13 protein-coding genes are annotated in these 15,445 nt (G+C 41.1%); 5 read left to right on the top strand and 8 right to left on the bottom strand.

Annotated features, from left to right (window positions below):
• The first annotated feature begins 59 nt into the window (after positions 1–59).
• Positions 60–782 (top strand): LytTR family DNA-binding domain-containing protein, encoded by a 723-nt coding sequence (locus ACGHCT_RS11720; protein ID WP_154260328.1) that lies wholly within the window; start codon positions 60–62, stop codon positions 780–782.
• 240 nt (positions 783–1,022) lie between these two features.
• On the opposite strand, the gene ACGHCT_RS11715 is transcribed toward ACGHCT_RS11720, so the two are convergent.
• The 3 genes from ACGHCT_RS11715 to ACGHCT_RS11705 form a co-directional block, all read right to left on the bottom strand.
• Positions 1,023–2,216 (bottom strand): site-specific integrase, encoded by a 1,194-nt coding sequence (locus ACGHCT_RS11715; protein WP_005336078.1) that lies wholly within the window; start codon positions 2,214–2,216, stop codon positions 1,023–1,025.
• A 78-nt stretch (positions 2,217–2,294) separates the two neighbouring features.
• Complete coding sequence (locus ACGHCT_RS11710) at positions 2,295–2,501, bottom strand: excisionase (RefSeq protein WP_005336079.1); 207 nt, start codon at positions 2,499–2,501, stop codon at positions 2,295–2,297.
• Positions 2,494–3,636, bottom strand: a complete 1,143-nt coding sequence (locus tag ACGHCT_RS11705; RefSeq protein ID WP_005336080.1) for an XRE family transcriptional regulator — start codon at positions 3,634–3,636, stop codon at positions 2,494–2,496. Before ACGHCT_RS11705 ends, ACGHCT_RS11710 begins: the two co-directional genes overlap by 8 nt.
• A 511-nt stretch (positions 3,637–4,147) precedes the next feature.
• Between ACGHCT_RS11705 and ACGHCT_RS11700 the strand changes: the two genes are divergently transcribed.
• The 3 genes from ACGHCT_RS11700 (at position 4,148) to ACGHCT_RS11690 (ending at position 9,466) form a co-directional block, all read left to right on the top strand.
• Positions 4,148–4,783 (top strand): helix-turn-helix domain-containing protein, encoded by a 636-nt coding sequence (locus ACGHCT_RS11700; protein ID WP_004610984.1) that lies wholly within the window; start codon positions 4,148–4,150, stop codon positions 4,781–4,783.
• Between the two features lie 446 nt (positions 4,784–5,229).
• The gene (locus ACGHCT_RS11695) at positions 5,230–7,341 is read left to right on the top strand and encodes an immunoglobulin-like domain-containing protein (protein ID WP_025654485.1); all 2,112 of its coding nucleotides are present in this window, start codon (positions 5,230–5,232) and stop codon (positions 7,339–7,341) included.
• A gap of 325 nt (positions 7,342–7,666) precedes the next feature.
• A complete protein-coding gene (locus ACGHCT_RS11690; protein ID WP_390436018.1) occupies positions 7,667–9,466 on the top strand; it encodes a sensor histidine kinase in 1,800 nt (599 codons plus the stop codon).
• Positions 9,467–9,542: 76 nt separating this feature from the next.
• On the opposite strand, the gene ACGHCT_RS11685 is transcribed toward ACGHCT_RS11690, so the two are convergent.
• Positions 9,543–10,895: an MATE family efflux transporter gene (locus ACGHCT_RS11685; protein WP_154260332.1), complete on the bottom strand. Its 1,353-nt coding sequence runs from the start codon at positions 10,893–10,895 to the stop codon at positions 9,543–9,545.
• 84 nt (positions 10,896–10,979) lie between these two features.
• Between ACGHCT_RS11685 and ACGHCT_RS11680 the strand changes: the two genes are divergently transcribed.
• Positions 10,980–11,795, top strand: a complete 816-nt coding sequence (locus ACGHCT_RS11680) for a MerR family transcriptional regulator (protein WP_390436016.1) — start codon at positions 10,980–10,982, stop codon at positions 11,793–11,795.
• A gap of 5 nt (positions 11,796–11,800) precedes the next feature.
• On the opposite strand, the gene ACGHCT_RS11675 is transcribed toward ACGHCT_RS11680, so the two are convergent.
• From ACGHCT_RS11675 to ACGHCT_RS11660, 4 genes are all read right to left on the bottom strand, one after another.
• Positions 11,801–12,172 carry a DUF1622 domain-containing protein gene (locus ACGHCT_RS11675; RefSeq protein WP_154260336.1) on the bottom strand — a complete coding sequence of 124 codons (372 nt, stop codon included), beginning with the start codon at positions 12,170–12,172 and terminating at the stop codon, positions 11,801–11,803.
• 11 nt (positions 12,173–12,183) lie between these two features.
• Complete coding sequence (locus ACGHCT_RS11670) at positions 12,184–13,176, bottom strand: NAD-dependent epimerase/dehydratase family protein (protein ID WP_390436014.1); 993 nt, start codon at positions 13,174–13,176, stop codon at positions 12,184–12,186.
• Between the two features lie 107 nt (positions 13,177–13,283).
• Positions 13,284–14,387, bottom strand: coding sequence for a DUF362 domain-containing protein (locus ACGHCT_RS11665; RefSeq protein WP_390436013.1), 1,104 nt, complete (start codon positions 14,385–14,387; stop codon positions 13,284–13,286).
• A gap of 45 nt (positions 14,388–14,432) precedes the next feature.
• Positions 14,433–15,272: a ZIP family metal transporter gene (locus ACGHCT_RS11660; protein WP_072851871.1), complete on the bottom strand. Its 840-nt coding sequence runs from the start codon at positions 15,270–15,272 to the stop codon at positions 14,433–14,435.
• Positions 15,273–15,445: the final 173 nt, after the last annotated feature.

Here is a 15,445-nt window from a genome sequence, read left to right as displayed (position 1 = left end):
TGACACTTCCTTCAGAATTTTGTATGATTACTTTGTAACTAGAAAGGAGAAAAACATAAATGTCTAATTCTATTTATCACATAGCAATATGTGACGATGATCCCATTTTCCTGGAGAATATAGAACAGCTTACAAAATCAATTCTTTCTGAAAAAAATCTGCCCTGCGGGGTCACGTGCTTTCACGACAGCATCCATTTTTTAGATGAAGTCATGGGAAATCCAAAAAACTATCAGCTTATTCTTCTTGACATATTGATGAGGAATTTGGATGGAATAAAAACAGCAGAAAGGATCCGCCAGGAAAAACTGGATATTCCTATTGTATTTATATCCTCCACTGCAGATTTTGCCCTACAGGGATATGAGGTACAGGCTCATCGGTATCTCATAAAACCTATAAATAAGGAAAAGCTGCAGGATGCCATTCTGAGCAGTCTTAGATTAAAGAATGAAGAAAAGATGATCCTGCTGAAATCCGGAACCACCTACAAAAAAGTAGCCTTCTCAGATATTCCGTATCTTGAAATTAAAGGTCATGTATTAAAGGTGTATCTGCAAAATTCTTCTGTCATTCCTGTATCTATTAAAATGTCTGAGGCCGAATCCCGCTTCCCTCAGAACTATTTTTACAGATGTCACCAAAGTTATATGGTAAACCTTGCTTTTATAGAAAATATATCCCGCTATCAGATAACCCTTATTGACGGCACCATTATCCCTGTTAGCAAATCCCGTTATATAGAGACTCGTCAAAGGCTGCTGGACTTTCTGTCCATATAGCGGTTTCGTAAAAATCATGTCAGGAGATACCTATGGAAAAGAAAAAAATTCACTTATTACATAAGATTATTATAAATTATATATGTCTTTTTGACTATCTTTTTATATCTCCTTAAATGTCCGCAAAGCCTTATTTTATAGGCTCTACGGGCATTTTGCTTTTGTGGTAAACCTCACATATCTAGGTCTATCTTCTTATATTTTCGCTATCAAGCGTGGTTAAAATCGTGGTAAATACTTCTATGCGATTAGACGCTGAACCTCTGATTTTGCGGTATCTATGGACGCATGAGCGTACCAGTTCATTGTGATACTAATGTTTGAATGTCCCATGATATACTGTAAATCTTTTGGGTTCATGTTCTTGCTTGCCAGTCTTGTGCAGAATGTATGGCGTAGCGTATGCGGTGTGATATGTGGCAAGGGATTGTCCTTGTGGTGCTTGTTATATTTCTTTACCATACGGACAAATAAGGCGTTGTAATCAATCGCAACTTTGGGCTTGCCTTTATGATTGACAAATAAGAAATTGCTCTGTCCGTCTATCACAAATGGTTCTGCCTTCGGGCGTTTCTTCATAACCCGTTGAAATGCCTGTATTGTTTCTCTACTTAATGGCACTTGTCTTATTCCGCTTTTCGTCTTAGGCGTTTCAATATAATAGCCCTGTTCCTTGCTCTTTAGTAACTGGTGGTCGATAATTACAACTTCATTCTTGAAATCAATATCAGCTACTGTCAGTCCGCACAGTTCCGAGATACGAAGTCCAGTCTTTAACAGTATCAGCACATCATCATAATGCTTGTGATACACATTGTCTGTCTTGATAAATGAGAGTAAGGCTTGTTCCTGTTCCTCTGTCAATGCGACTTTCTCTTTGGTATCATTTTCTAGGACTTCACTTAACTTAAAATCAAAAGGGTTCTTCCTTACACAATCGTCTTGTATGGCGATATAGAATGACGCTTTTAACGAGCGTTTATGGTTGTTAATGGTGTTATAGGAAAAGCCCTTGTCTTTCATGCGTAACGCCCATTCTTTAGCGTCAGAGGGCTTGATTGTATCAATGCTCCTAGCACCTAATTTGTCCTCTTTCAATAACCGCATGAGTTGTTCCCGTTGTTTTTGTGTGCTTTTCTTCACATTTGCCCTCTGTAAGTTCTGTTTGGCATAGAGTTGGCAAAGCGTCATTTTCTTGCCTGTGCTGTCGATACCGTCCTCAATATCCCGTCTTATCTGCTGTTCCAGTTCACGAAGTGAGGGTTTTTCCCGTTTTTCCTTTGGTGTCGGGTCTGTGGGTGTCAATCTCCAAGCATACACATATTTTGTGTTTCCAAATGCGTCTACATATTTATATAAGTATTTCCCGTCTGTTCGTTGGCTCTCTCCAGTATGCAGGATACGTCCTTTACTATCCCGTCTTTTTTCTTTCATGGTGTCTGCTCCTTTCCTTGTTGGAAAGAGCCTTGATATGACTTGTGTTCATCATAACACATACAAGGCTCATTTGCATTAGATTGCGTCCAATTTGTCAATAACCTGTTCAAACTGTCGGCGTTTAATCTGTATGCGGTTGCCATTCATAATGAGCCAGCCAGCGCCCTTGTTTTCCTCTGCCAAGCGTCTTAACTTGTTTTCTCCGATACGGAAATACTTTGACGCTTCTTCAATGGTAAGGGTATATTTTTCCCATACGGGAATATCCTGTGCATTACTCATAAAACACCCCCTCACTTTCGATTACATCTGCTATATCCGTACACATCTGTTCTACAAGCATTTCCTGTTTTTCGGAAAGGTGGGTACATTCATCAATCATTTTCATGTAGTTTGAGCCTGTCAGCCTGTCGATTTCCTCTATCATCACGATTGACGGCATGACCTGTCTTTCCAGCCATTGCAGAGTGCGTTCCATATTGACAGGTACGGGGTTCATTTCAAAAGGTAAACTGTCATGGGAAATGAATATCTCCCACAGCGGATAATCGGGAAATTGCACAAAATCAGTAATAAGGTAAAACACCAACCCATGAGGGTTATATGTCAATAACAATTCCTCAACTGCCTGTACTGCCTTTTTATCACGCAGACGAATTTCAAAACGGTTGATAATATCCGTATGTTTCTTTTTGGTTGCCTGCTCCTTTTGTTTTTCATACAGGCAGAAATATTTTGTGCTTGCCTTTGAGCCGATATAAAGGGTACTTGCTAAATTACGTTTTTTTTCGCTTAGTTTTCCACCTTGTACATTTTCATAGTTTTTACAGCGACAATCCGCACCGCCATTTTTGTATTTTTCAGACAAAACGGGAATATCCAGCAGACCGCACATATCATTGATTGCCAAGTCAAAACGTCGGATAACACCGCCACAGTCAAGACAGCGGTTTAAAAATGAATACCAATCCCTGTTCTGTGCCTGTAAGACATATTCCATGTTGCGTGAGCCTGCCCCTTTTAATTCTAAAAATACACCCATGTGTTCATCATCAGAAGCCATGACCTTGATTTCCCCGTAGGCATAATGCTCCTTATAGCCATAATACCCATAGTCATAATGGATAAAATAGTCCGCTTTCATGCCAAGCACCTTTCGGATAACTTCTAATGCGTCAGTCGTTGGAAAACGGACAGACAGATAATCAACGAGCAGATAAAAAGGCTTATCACAGACATAGTAATTCAGACAACGCAGGATAATGTTCTGTGTTTCTTTACTTGCGTTGGCTTTTCCGTTCTCAAAGCGGTTGATACTATATCTTGATACATGGGTAAGACTTGCAAGTTCTCCTTGTGAAAGACCGCTTGCAAGACGTTTGTTCTTCATTTCAAGTGCAAATTCTAAATTGTTCATTGTATTCCTCCAATCCCACAATAGCCTTAAAATACCTGTAAACCACTATTCAAAAGAATGTGAAGTTACTATCTTCTTAAAACTCCTCATTACTCCTTACAGCTTTGGGGTTGTATGGTTTTTGACTTGTCTTTTGTGAAATAGTGCCCCCCTGTTAGATAACGGGGGCACAGTCAAGCCTCTCAGGCTCGCCAGCCGACAAAGCATTTCTTCCCCTTGACACAAGGTGTCATGGCGGTAAGCCTGAGAGGCTTCCGCCACCGTGTCAGAAATACTTTGTCAGCAAGTCCTGTTTTGCCTTTTCTAACAAGTTCCATTTCAACCGATATTCATATCTACGGGTTTAATCTGATAGGTATTTCTTTTTGAATATTTTTGTATTTCATTCTATTGTGCTTATTCATTTACAAGAACATAGTAATTCTTATATGCTTATTTGTCAATATCTTTTTTTGCCTTTACAAATCATATTAAGCATGATAGACTTATAACAGTGAAGATATAACGAGATATGGAGGGTTGTGCAATGAAAATAAGCCATTTAGGAAATAATATACAGACCATAAGAAAATTTAGGGGAATGAAACAACAGGAACTTGCGGACAAAATCGGTATCAATATGCAGAGCCTTTCCAAGATTGAAAGAGGGTTGAACTATCCTGCTTATGAAACGCTGGAAAAGATAATGGAAGTGCTGGACGTAACGCCGAATGAATTATTATCGGGAGAATGGAAGTATGTCAATCAGTCTGAAAAAGAAGTCTGTCAGTTTTTAAGAACAGAAGAACGTCTAAATGCAGAACTGAAACACGGACACTATGATAACTTCTTTGACAGCGAGGAAGAATGGCTGGAATATGAATTGGAAAAGTTACGGGAATACATTACAGACTATATCAACGGGAAAAGCATTGAAGCGTCCGACCTTTACCCAATCAAAGAATTTATCCAGCATTTGAAGTTTCAAAAATTACTAGACCGCTATGATGATTTATACAGTATGGATATGTTTGGGGAAAGCATAGAGGGACATAAATATAGGACACCTTATCAAGTCGTGAAAATGATAAATCCGAACTCAAAAGAGGATATGGAACTGTTACGGGAAGTATTAAGAAATAACCATTTTGATGATGAGGACGAGTAATCTTTTTCCTCTTGCGAGAAGATACAGCAAACAAAAAGCCCGATCAAGAGTGCAAAGCACCACCAATGGTGGCAAGCTCTTGACAGGGCTTTTTCTTTTCTGTTGTGGGTACTCAAGAGGAAAAAAGGAAAAGTGTGATGTCTCAATTTTTTTATCTTGCACGCATAAAAAGATTGAAAGAGGTGTTTGTTTCCAGTATAATGTTTTTTGTATAGAAGCAAGGATTGAATTTTTTTGAAAGAAAGGGTTGACAGTCATGTTCACACATTGTTACGCTTGCGACAGACAGACAGACAGACAGACAGACAGACAGACAGACAAGTAAATTCTGCCCTTTTTTCAATTCTATCAATAATAAACAGAACGCACAGATTATCCAGTTATAAGGGGGAGTTTGTGCGTTTTTCTATGCAAAGAATTTATGAAAAATAAGGAGTGAACAAACTATGAAGAAAAAACAAGTCCTTGCAGTAAGTTCCGCATTGATGATTGGAACAACAACTGCACTTACAGGGCTTCCTACTCCTGTCATGGCACAGGAAAACACAGAAGTTGTGCAGGAAGCCGTTGTAGAAGAAAACAAGACAGAGCAAGTTCCTGTGGAACAGAAAACAGAAAACGCAGAAGTACAAGAGAATATAACAGACAAGGAACAGGAAGAAACTGCTGAAAATGCAGAAACTTTAAAAGAAGAAAGTACAAAACAGGAAACACCTGCAACACCAGAAAAAGAAGTGGTTACCGAAGATAAGACCGTTGAAGCAAGCAAAAATACAGAAGTAAAAGCTGGAAGCATTGCTATTGATGAAACACATTTTCCAGACAAAGTATTTAGAGAACAAATCATTGCAGAATTTGATAAAGACGGCGATAGTGTGTTATCTGTTGATGAAATATCAAAAGCCCAATTCTTAAACTTACATGGTATGAAAACGATATCTTCATTAGAGGGTATTCAATATCTAACAAATTTGCAGTCTTTAGATGTTTCTACGACTTCTGTTTCAGACTTAAGTCCGGTTAAAAACTCATCTTTAAAAAGATTAGATTGTCGTTCTTCAAAAGTAGGAAGCGTTGATTTAACACGTTATCCGAATTTGGAAGCTTTCCTTTGCGATAATACATCAATTAACAGTCTTGATGTATCTAAGAATGAAAAATTGAATACGTTATTTGCAGATAGTACCTCTATTTCCAATTTAGATGTAACAAACAATCCTAACTTAGAACAACTATCTTGTAGCAATACAGGATTAATGGAACTTGATGTCACACATAATCCGCAATTAGTCACTTTAGATATAGGAGATACAAAAGTAAAAACACTTGATATAAGTAAGAACCCTAATTTGAAACAACTATCATGTTATATGACAAATATAGCTGAATTAGATGTAACAAAAAACACAAAACTGACACGCCTTTTTTGTCATGATACAACTATTAAAAAATTAGATTTAAGCAATAATTTAGAACTTGAAATGCTACGTTGCGGTGAAATTTTTGAACAAGGGATAAGAGGTCTTGATATAAGTAAAAACACAAAAATTAAAAAATTAATTTGCGATGATTTATACTGGTTAAATGTCGGAGAGAATAAAGTTCTTGAAAATAATCATGCTTTTGTAGGCAACGGTTATATTGATATTAAAGGGAATAAAATCGACTTAAAAAAAGATGTTGAACAAGGAATAGATATTTCAAAAGTAAAAGTTACTGCAAATGGAACTTTAGATAAAGATACAGGAATTATAACGGTAGATGATGTAAAAAAACCAGTTACTTATGAGTATGATTGCGGTACTTATAAAGACGGAAACGTTGTTTTAAAAGTAGAATTATCGTTAAACTCACAAGGAGAAGATAATACAGCACCAACTATTTCTGCAAATGATGTTACATTGAATGTAGGCGATACTTTCGACCCATTGGCAAATGTAACAGCAACAGATAAAGAGGACGGAACTATCACTTTGACAAAAGATAATATTGTTGCAAATGATGTAGATACTTCTAAGGCTGGTACTTACCATGTGACTTATAAAGTAACAGATAAAAACGGAGCTTCTGCTAAAAAAACGATTACTGTAACTGTGAAACAAAATACAGGCGACCTTAACTCTGCTCCAATCATTTCAGCAAATGATGTTACATTGAATGTAGGCGATACGTTCGATCCATTGGCAAATGTGACAGCAACAGATAAAGAGGACGGAACGATTATTTTAACAAAAGATAACATTATTGCAAATGATGTAGATACTTCTAAGGCTGGCACTTATCATGTAACTTTCCGTGTAGTAGATAAAAATGGTGCAATTACTGAAAAAACAATTACAGTTACCGTAAAAGAAAAAGCAACAAATAAACCTGTAAGTCCACAACAGCCACAGAAACCGAGCAAGCCAACTACTCCAACAAAGCCTAGCGGACAAAAGAACCCTGTAAAAACAGGTGATATGACAAACGTAGGATTGTTTACTTCTATGTTTGCTGGTTCAACCGGTGTATTAGCTGTTTTATTCGGTAAAAAACGTAAAAGAAATAAGAACAATTAACAAAATGTATAATAACAATCAATAGCGACTAATGATTTTCATGTAAAAGGACACCAAACTATACGGTGTCCTTTTCAAATTCTTACGTCATACCAAGGCTCATTCAATCGTGGTAAATTCGTGGTAAAATGAGTGCTTTCCTATATTTCAAAATGCTTGAAAGTATAGTGTTTATGCGGATAATCAAAAATCAGATATAAAATTTCACAATAAATTATTATTTATGGGGATTCTTGCCTTCACCGTTATTATGGCAGTTATCTCCTGTCATCTGCTTTTTATATATCTGTTTCCTCTCTCAGGGGAATATAAAAATATCTCGGTAATGGAGCCAGGAAATGAACAGGAATGGGAACTTTATACTAACGAGCAGGGTACAATAAAATCACTTAGCACTGCAGACGGTTACTCTTATACGGGTCTTGACTATGAAGGCCAAACATACTATATGTCCAGAAAAATCCAGGAGAATTACAGCGATATTATACTGGAAATTGATGCTGTCACAAGTCAAATCTCCATTTTCCTGGACGAGGATCTTCTGTATACAGACAACAGTGCAGCAGATAATCGTATCGGATATGTGGCTCTCTCCCATCTTCCCAAAGAGCGCCCCAATGGGCTCAGGCTGTCCCTGCCTCCTGATTGTCTGGGAAAGACACTAACCATAGCTGCCTGCCAGCCCTTTGCAGAGGCTTCCGGGGATCTTATGACCATTTACCCCTGTAACGTTTCTGTGTACAGTACTTACGCCTTAGAAAGCCTAAACGTTTCCAGTGCAACTAAAACTGCCTATCCTGCCATCCTGCTGGCTATCCTGGGCTTTTTTTTGCTAAGTTTGTTTTTATATCAGTGTTTTCACAGGGAAGCAGACTGGGGTCTCTTTTTTCTGGCTTTCTTTTGTCTGCTCTGGATGGCTGATGTTATCTTTCGTTCTCCCTACTTTGGAATTTATTTCGGGTATAAACTGGACTTTGCAGAAATCTATCTTCGTTATGGCAGTGTCAGTTTCCTGATGCTCTTTCTTTTTATTCGTATGAACAGATGCAGGAAAATCTATCTGCCTTTTGTTGTTTTACAGCTGATATCTCTGATATGTCTGTACCTGACTAATAATACGACGATTGTCTTTGAGTATCCTCTGTACGGTGTGCTCCTGAATCTTCCAGAATATGCAGGACTTACAGGACTTTTGGTCATTTTTATTTTTATGATTCCAGAACTAAAAAAGGGGAATGGATTTTACCGCATGCTGGGAATTTTTACTGTCGCTGCCCTGGCGGCAGTGCCCGTTGGCGCAATCCTTTATGCTTTACAGTTTATAGGAAGCTCTGCAGAGATGAATAACTGGATCACACAATATCTTCAAAGTTATACCACAGAAATACGAGGCCCCTACTACTACATGCTGATTGTCAGTTGTTTTCTTTCCTTTTCCAGTTTTATTATCAGCCTCTATCGTTTTATTCTGGGAGTTGTTCGTAAATATACTTCCATAGAGTTACTTCGTTTAAAAAACGAACTGGCACAGGAAAGCTATCGCCAATTGAACCAATATACGGAGCAGGTTATGATGCTGCGTCATGATGAAAAAAAGCACTTCTCACTCCTGGCCACCCTGCTGGAGAAGAACGATAGCGAAAAGGCGCTGGAGTATACTTATGAAATCATTCAGCGGGCTGACGATGTGACACCTATAGTCAACACACAAAACTACATGATTAATACGATTGTCAACAGCAAGCTGTCTTCTGCAATGAAAGAGGGAATCCAGATAACCATACGTCATGCATCGGCCCCAGAGAAGCTGAATATCGCCGATTCGGATCTCTGTTCTCTGCTCATGAATGTTTTGGACAACGCACTTGCCGCCACAAGTCTTCTTGAGGAAAAAGATCGCTATATTACCCTTAATCTCTATGTCAAAAACAATTTCTTGTGTATTTACTGTGAAAATGGTATAGCTGACAAAACCGAATGCAAAGAGGAAAAGGACGTAGAGGGCATTAAAGCTCATGGTTACGGTTTAATTATTCTGGAAAAAATCGTAGATCGTTATAAAGGAATTCTGGATATTAAGCAGGTAAATCAAGCCTTCATCGTGAATATTGCTTTGCCTGTATAATTTAGAATAACAAATAACATCCGCCGCTTCACAGGATATATCACCTGCAAAGCGGCGGATGTGCCGTTTGAATGCTTTAATTTTCCGTGAGAACCCTGGGTGTGCCATAATGATAAACCTCTTTTTTTGCCCTGAAAAAATAAACAGAAACAAATATCGTCATCCCTTCAGCCAGAGGGACTGCAAACCACACGCCGTCAACACCGATCAGATACGGAAGTAATAATACACTGGCTACGATGAACACAAAGGTCCTTAAAAAGGATATCGCAGCTGAAACCTTTCCATTGGAAAATGCCGTGAACATAGCGGACGCAAAAATATTGATTCCGGCAAATACATAGTTAAAGGAAAATAAGAAGAACCCTCTTCTTGCAATCTCATAGATTGCAGAGCTTTTGGGTGTGAAGATCTCTACAATTATAGAAGATCCGGCTAATGCAAAGATGCAGATCAGCACGGAGGAGATCCCGATAAAACTAATGCATATTTTATAGATTCGCTTCAGCAGCTTCTCATTCTTGCTCCCATAATTAAAGCTGAAGACAGGAGCCACCCCAATAGAGAAGCCCAGGTACAGGGCATTAAACAGAAACTGGCCGTATAATACAATGGTAATAGCGGCTACCCCTTCTTCTCCCAGAAGTCTCAGCATAATAATATTAAACAGGAACGTAACAATAGCGGTTGACAGATTCGTCACCATCTCCGAGGAACCGTTCAAACAGCTGTCCCCCAGTACCTTCCAGTCAAGTCTGGGACGGATAAAGTGCAGATCATGGTTCCGGGAAGCAAAGTAGATAAGACCCGAAACCGCCGGGATAAGCTGTCCGAAGCCGGTTGCCAGCGCCGCTCCTGCGATCCCCATCTGCAGAGGCCCCATCAGTATATAGTCCAGGACAGCATTGGTAATTCCTCCTGCCACAGTGACCGCCAGACCTATCCCCGGGCGGCCGGCAGTTACAAAAAAGCTCTGGAACAGCAGCTGAAGCATACAGGCAGGTGCAAAGAACAGCAGAATACTCAGATATGTAATACAGTATTCCATAATCCTCTCCGTTGCCCCCATTGCCGTTACCAGGGGATGGATGAATAGATTTCCCGCCGCCAATGCCGTGGCTCCAAAGAGAACCCCCACCGTAACAATCATGGTGAAATTTTCTTTTGCCTCCTTCTCTTTCCTTTCCCCTATCTTTTTAGCAATGATAGCGCTTCCTCCGGTTGCCAGCATAACTCCTGCAGCAATCAGAATATTTACCGCCGGATATATAATATTAGCTGCAGACAGCGCATCACTGCCTACCAGTCTGGATATAAATACCCCGTCAATAATTGTGTACAAAGACATGAATACCATCATTGCCATAGAGGGCAGCGCAAACTTTAGTAATGTAAAAAATTTAAAGTCCTGTCCGATTGATTTTGTCATAATATCACCTCATTTTCTTGCATTTTGCGCCCTTATTAGATATGATATGGTATAGGGTAACCCGATAGTCAAGAGGAAAAAATCATGAATCAGAAAGAAATGTATTTAACCACCGGAGAGTTTGCCAGGCTTACCGGGGTAACCAAACACACCTTATTTCACTATGATGAGATTGGCCTGTTTTCTCCTGCGGTGAAGGGAGATAACAATTACAGATACTATACCGTATCCCAGCTGGATGTGTTTGATGTCATCTGGACACTAAAAGAACTGGATATGCCGTTAAAAGAGATCAAATCTTATCTGGAACATAAAAGTCCCGGAGCTCTGCTTCAATTACTGGAAAAGGAAGAGGCCATTATTGACGGGAAACTGTCCCAGCTGAAAAAAACGAAAAAGTGGCTCCGCCGCAAAAGACAGTTCATCACCGACGCGCTGGAGCAGGATTACACTAAGATTCAGGAAAAAGAATGCAATGCCCAATATTATATAGCCTCCCATGCAGATGCCGCAGATGATTTTTCCCTGGCTCTGAAAATCGGAGAACTTATCGATTACTGTGAAAAGCTGGGGTTCAAGAGTACTCACAATATCGGATACCTCCACAGCAGGGCTCAGATAGAAAAGGGAATCTATGACGATTACCGGAATATTTATCTGATCCTGGATGCTCCGCCATCCAAAATCAGATACCGGCTAAAACCTGGGGGAAGATACCTTTTTGTGTATCACAAAGGGCATTGGAAAACCATTGGGGACTCTTATAACCGGCTCTTTTCCTATGCACGGGAAAATAAGTTAACGCTTGGGGATTTCTTTTATGAAGACAGTCTATTTGACGAGCTTACCATGTATGGATATGAAAATTATATCACTCAGATATCGGTACAGATCCTATAGACTGCTTATGGCCGGGAATCCCCAGGTCCTTCTTTCTCCTCCCCCCTTTGGTGACTGAATTCATACTCCTCCTCTTCATTTTTAATTTCCCAGTTAATAAGAACTGCCAGTATGGTCCTAAGAATAATGATTGCGCCAACCATAATAATCTCAGACATATCCCTGATAATAACCGTGCGCAGAATCTCTCCTCCCAGCTTGAATTCCAGTCCCATGGAAAGTCCTTTTGCCAGGATCAGCCTGGTATTGGGTTTTCTGCGTATGTAATTTACAATCCCCTGGAGGCCTGAAAAGGTAATGACACCCACTCCGATGCACTCGAAAATCAGAATTGCTGCCCGCGTTACCAGAATCAGTATATCTTCTAAATATTCCATAGGCACCTCCCTCAACGATTTTTTATATCCAGCCAGCGAATGGTGTCTGTCACTGTATCATACAGATCTCTCGGAATGTACCCCAGTTCACTGGTGGCTTTATCATGAGAAAACCTGTCGTTGCTGGTCAGCGTATACAGAGAATAGCTGGTATATAAGGGGCGTTTTTTTCTGCATCGGGCGTAGAATCCTATTAAAGGTACCGACGCCCTTGCCACCCATACCGGCAGCACCGGGAGGCAGCGTCCTCCCTGAATCTGCCGTATCATTTTAATAACTTCACGGATCTCATAATGGCGGTTAGACAAAATGTAGCATTCCCCGCATGTTCCCTGTTCTGCCGCTGCGAGACATCCTTCCGCTACGTCACGGACATCTACAAAATCATAACCGCCCTTTACTCCTGCGGGAAGGCTTCCTTTCATATAATCGTATATAAACTGGACAACATAGTTCCCCTTTTTGTCATAAGGCCCAAGTATCCCAGAGGGATGCACCACCACGGCATTTGTACCTCGTCCGGCGCTTCTGAGCACCTCCCTGGTGGCCTGTGCCTTAGTCTTGGCATATCCGCCTGCTACCAAATCAGGGGAAAATTGTTTTGCTTCTCTTATCACATGCAGCCTGTCCCCCTCCGGAATGGCATGTACAGAACTTACATAGACCAGCCTGTCAACCTTATACTTTCTGCAGGCTGCCAAGATTGTTCTCGTTCCCAGCACATTGACTTCGTACATCCTTCTGGTTAATTTCCCTGAGATATCTACGATCCCTGCCGTATGCAGCAAAATGATACTGGATCCCTTCGTTCCCGCAAACAGGGGTTCCAATTCCTGCAGATGCCGCACATCACCGCAGACGTAATCCACTCCTTTCAGAAGGTTCTCTTTTTCCCCTGGAAGTATAAGCCCCCTTACATTCTCGTGCCTTTTTTGGAGCAGTCTGATTAAAGTACTGCCCAGATGGCCATTGGCCCCGGTAACCAGATAAATTCTTCTCTTCATCACCTGTACACCTCCCCGAACACTGTACGCTGTATAAACACTTTTATATTATCTATTATAATGTAAGAATTCAGGGTGTACAACATTATTTTATCTCACGTTTCTTCCTATTGCTCCTGGTTTTCAATATAGTCCTTCAGGAAATCATATACCTGGTTTTCCGTAGGCGGACAGCCCTTTAGGTAACATTTGAATCCCCTGGTACAATTTCCGATCCCCAGCAGCCCCTTTTTGCCTTTATAACCCTGTCCAATGGAGATCTTCGTATGCAGCTGTTTCAGAAGCCCTTCTTCTTTTAATCTGTCCAGGGCCGGTATAAGGTATCCGTAACAGGCACTGCAGGAGTCCACCTCCTCCACTGCGTCCTGAAGCTCTACAATTTTTCTTGGAGAAGATATCTTCTGCAGTTCTTCCTCCTGGCCGCAAAAACGGATCACAGCCTTTGTAAGATCACAGCAGCCAACTCCCAGCTCAGCCGCCAGTTTAATATACGGCACATCGGATATGTCATACTGTAAAAGACTGCACACATAGGCATCACAGAGTACCGGATCTGCAGCTGTGAGAATGCGGTTCATAACTACCGGATTTCCACCATCCTCAAAATCCAAATCCCCGCAGATATTATCCACTACAATGAAATCCTGCCGGATTCCCGCATTCAGATGGGCAATAGGCTTGTGTAGCCCCATGGTATGGAAGCGCCTCTTTTCTTTGTTCGGTATCAGGCCCTTCATGTTCTTCAGGGCACAGGTTATCTTTGTCTGGCAGTGGCCTTTTAGAACCGGTACATTAATTAGAAAATCCAGGGCGGAAACACTGTCGCAGATCTCAAGATTCATCCCTGCGCAGCTGCAGCTTTTGTGTCCGTCCTTCTGGGTATCTGTAAATTCTACCTGGTATTCAGAAAACAGCCTGTCGTAACCGCATGCCTCTACAGTATCCCAGGTTTTATCCCCTACCCAGGATCCTTCCAGAACCACAAGATTTCTATAGCCCCGCTCCTGCAGGTATTCGATGATGCCTGCTACAATCTCCGGGTGAGTGGTAGCTCCCCAGGAAGGTGCAGAAGGAGATACCAGATTGGGCTTTATCCCGATACGGAAGTTTTTGTCCGGTATACGGGCTTCAAGATCCGATTCCTCCAGAATACGTTTTGTCATCTCTTTATAATCTTCTCCGCTGATAATCACGATTTCATTATTTCTCATTCTCTCATCTCCTCGTATAATGATCACTTTCAAAGTATTGGCGTTCTACAGATATATAATCAGGATTCCCACCATCATACCCACAATTACGGAGAATGCCGGGGATTTGCTGCGGTACATAAGAATAGCCTGGGGCAGAATCTCCCCGAATACAACATAGAGCATGGCACCGCTGGCAAAACAAAGACTTAAAGCAAGCCCCAGAGGGCCGATGTCACCCAGCCAGAAACCAAGCAGAGCTCCTATTATAGTAGGGGCCCCGCTCAATGCCGTCACTGCTATGGCTCTTCCCCTGCTCATTCCGCCGCTTATGAGGGGCACTGCCACTGCCATTCCCTCCGGTATGTTGTGCAGCCCGATGAGAACTGCCAGTACCAGAGCAGAGCCCGTAAAAAGACTCTTGGAATTTGCAAAGGATGCCCCTATGGTCATTCCCTCCGGCAGATTATGTAGCGCTATGGCGCAGGCCATAACCGCCCCGGCAATAAACAGAGATGCTCTGGAATCTTTATTCCTTCTGTGAGTCTCAAGGTGATCGCTGTGAATTAACTCCTTCAGGTCGTCTGCCGTGCGGGGATGATCCGCATCTATGTGAGGCACCTCAGAGTTGGTACGTTTGTCAATGATATAATTCAAAAGAGACACCAGGGCTATTCCTATAAGAACCCCGGCAATAATGATACCTATATTGGTCTTAGTGTTGATTGCACTTATTAATAAATCAAAGCACACGATGCTCAGCATGACTCCCCCTGCAAAGCTTAACAAAAGACTCACGGTTTTCGTAGAGTCCTTTTTAAACAGACCTCCTATAATCCCGCCCAATCCGGTTCCTCCGACTCCCGCGGCCGCTGTAATAAGTATCACACTTTCTAATGCACTCATACTCTTTATCTCTCCCTGTCTCCTTATATTGGCTCAAAGCTTGTTTTAAACAGTATCTATTTTACACCATTTTATACTGCTTGTCCGCCAAAATTTGACATTATTTTTAATGTATAGAGGGGACACCTATCTGAGCGGCTTGACATCCCCCGCGGCTGCATTTATCATCTAAG

The organism is Lactonifactor longoviformis, from assembly GCF_042848515.1.
GTDB classification, from domain to species: domain Bacteria; phylum Bacillota; class Clostridia; order Lachnospirales; family Lachnospiraceae; genus Lactonifactor; species Lactonifactor longoviformis.
The sequence above is the reverse complement of the archived record's forward strand: the minus strand, read 5'-3'. Positions and strand labels throughout refer to the sequence as shown.

Bases quoted from the DNA above. Each gene is read 5' to 3' on its own strand.
- ACGHCT_RS11700 (WP_004610984.1), top strand. From the start codon at position 4,148: ATGGAGGGTTGTGCAATGAAAATAAGCCATTTAGGAAATAATATACAG.
- ACGHCT_RS11695 (WP_025654485.1), top strand. From the start codon at position 5,230: ATGAAGAAAAAACAAGTCCTTGCAGTAAGTTCCGCATTGATGATTGGA.
- ACGHCT_RS11675 (WP_154260336.1), bottom strand. From the start codon at position 12,172: ATGGAATATTTAGAAGATATACTGATTCTGGTAACGCGGGCAGCAATT.
- ACGHCT_RS11715 (WP_005336078.1), bottom strand. From the start codon at position 2,216: ATGAAAGAAAAAAGACGGGATAGTAAAGGACGTATCCTGCATACTGGA.
- ACGHCT_RS11670 (WP_390436014.1), bottom strand. From the start codon at position 13,176: ATGAAGAGAAGAATTTATCTGGTTACCGGGGCCAATGGCCATCTGGGC.
- ACGHCT_RS11705 (WP_005336080.1), bottom strand. From the start codon at position 3,636: ATGAACAATTTAGAATTTGCACTTGAAATGAAGAACAAACGTCTTGCA.
- ACGHCT_RS11660 (WP_072851871.1), bottom strand. From the start codon at position 15,272: ATGAGTGCATTAGAAAGTGTGATACTTATTACAGCGGCCGCGGGAGTC.
- ACGHCT_RS11665 (WP_390436013.1), bottom strand. From the start codon at position 14,387: ATGAGAAATAATGAAATCGTGATTATCAGCGGAGAAGATTATAAAGAG.
- ACGHCT_RS11690 (WP_390436018.1), top strand. From the start codon at position 7,667: ATGGAGCCAGGAAATGAACAGGAATGGGAACTTTATACTAACGAGCAG.
- ACGHCT_RS11685 (WP_154260332.1), bottom strand. From the start codon at position 10,895: ATGACAAAATCAATCGGACAGGACTTTAAATTTTTTACATTACTAAAG.
- ACGHCT_RS11720 (WP_154260328.1), top strand. From the start codon at position 60: ATGTCTAATTCTATTTATCACATAGCAATATGTGACGATGATCCCATT.
- ACGHCT_RS11680 (WP_390436016.1), top strand. From the start codon at position 10,980: ATGAATCAGAAAGAAATGTATTTAACCACCGGAGAGTTTGCCAGGCTT.
- ACGHCT_RS11710 (WP_005336079.1), bottom strand. From the start codon at position 2,501: ATGAGTAATGCACAGGATATTCCCGTATGGGAAAAATATACCCTTACC.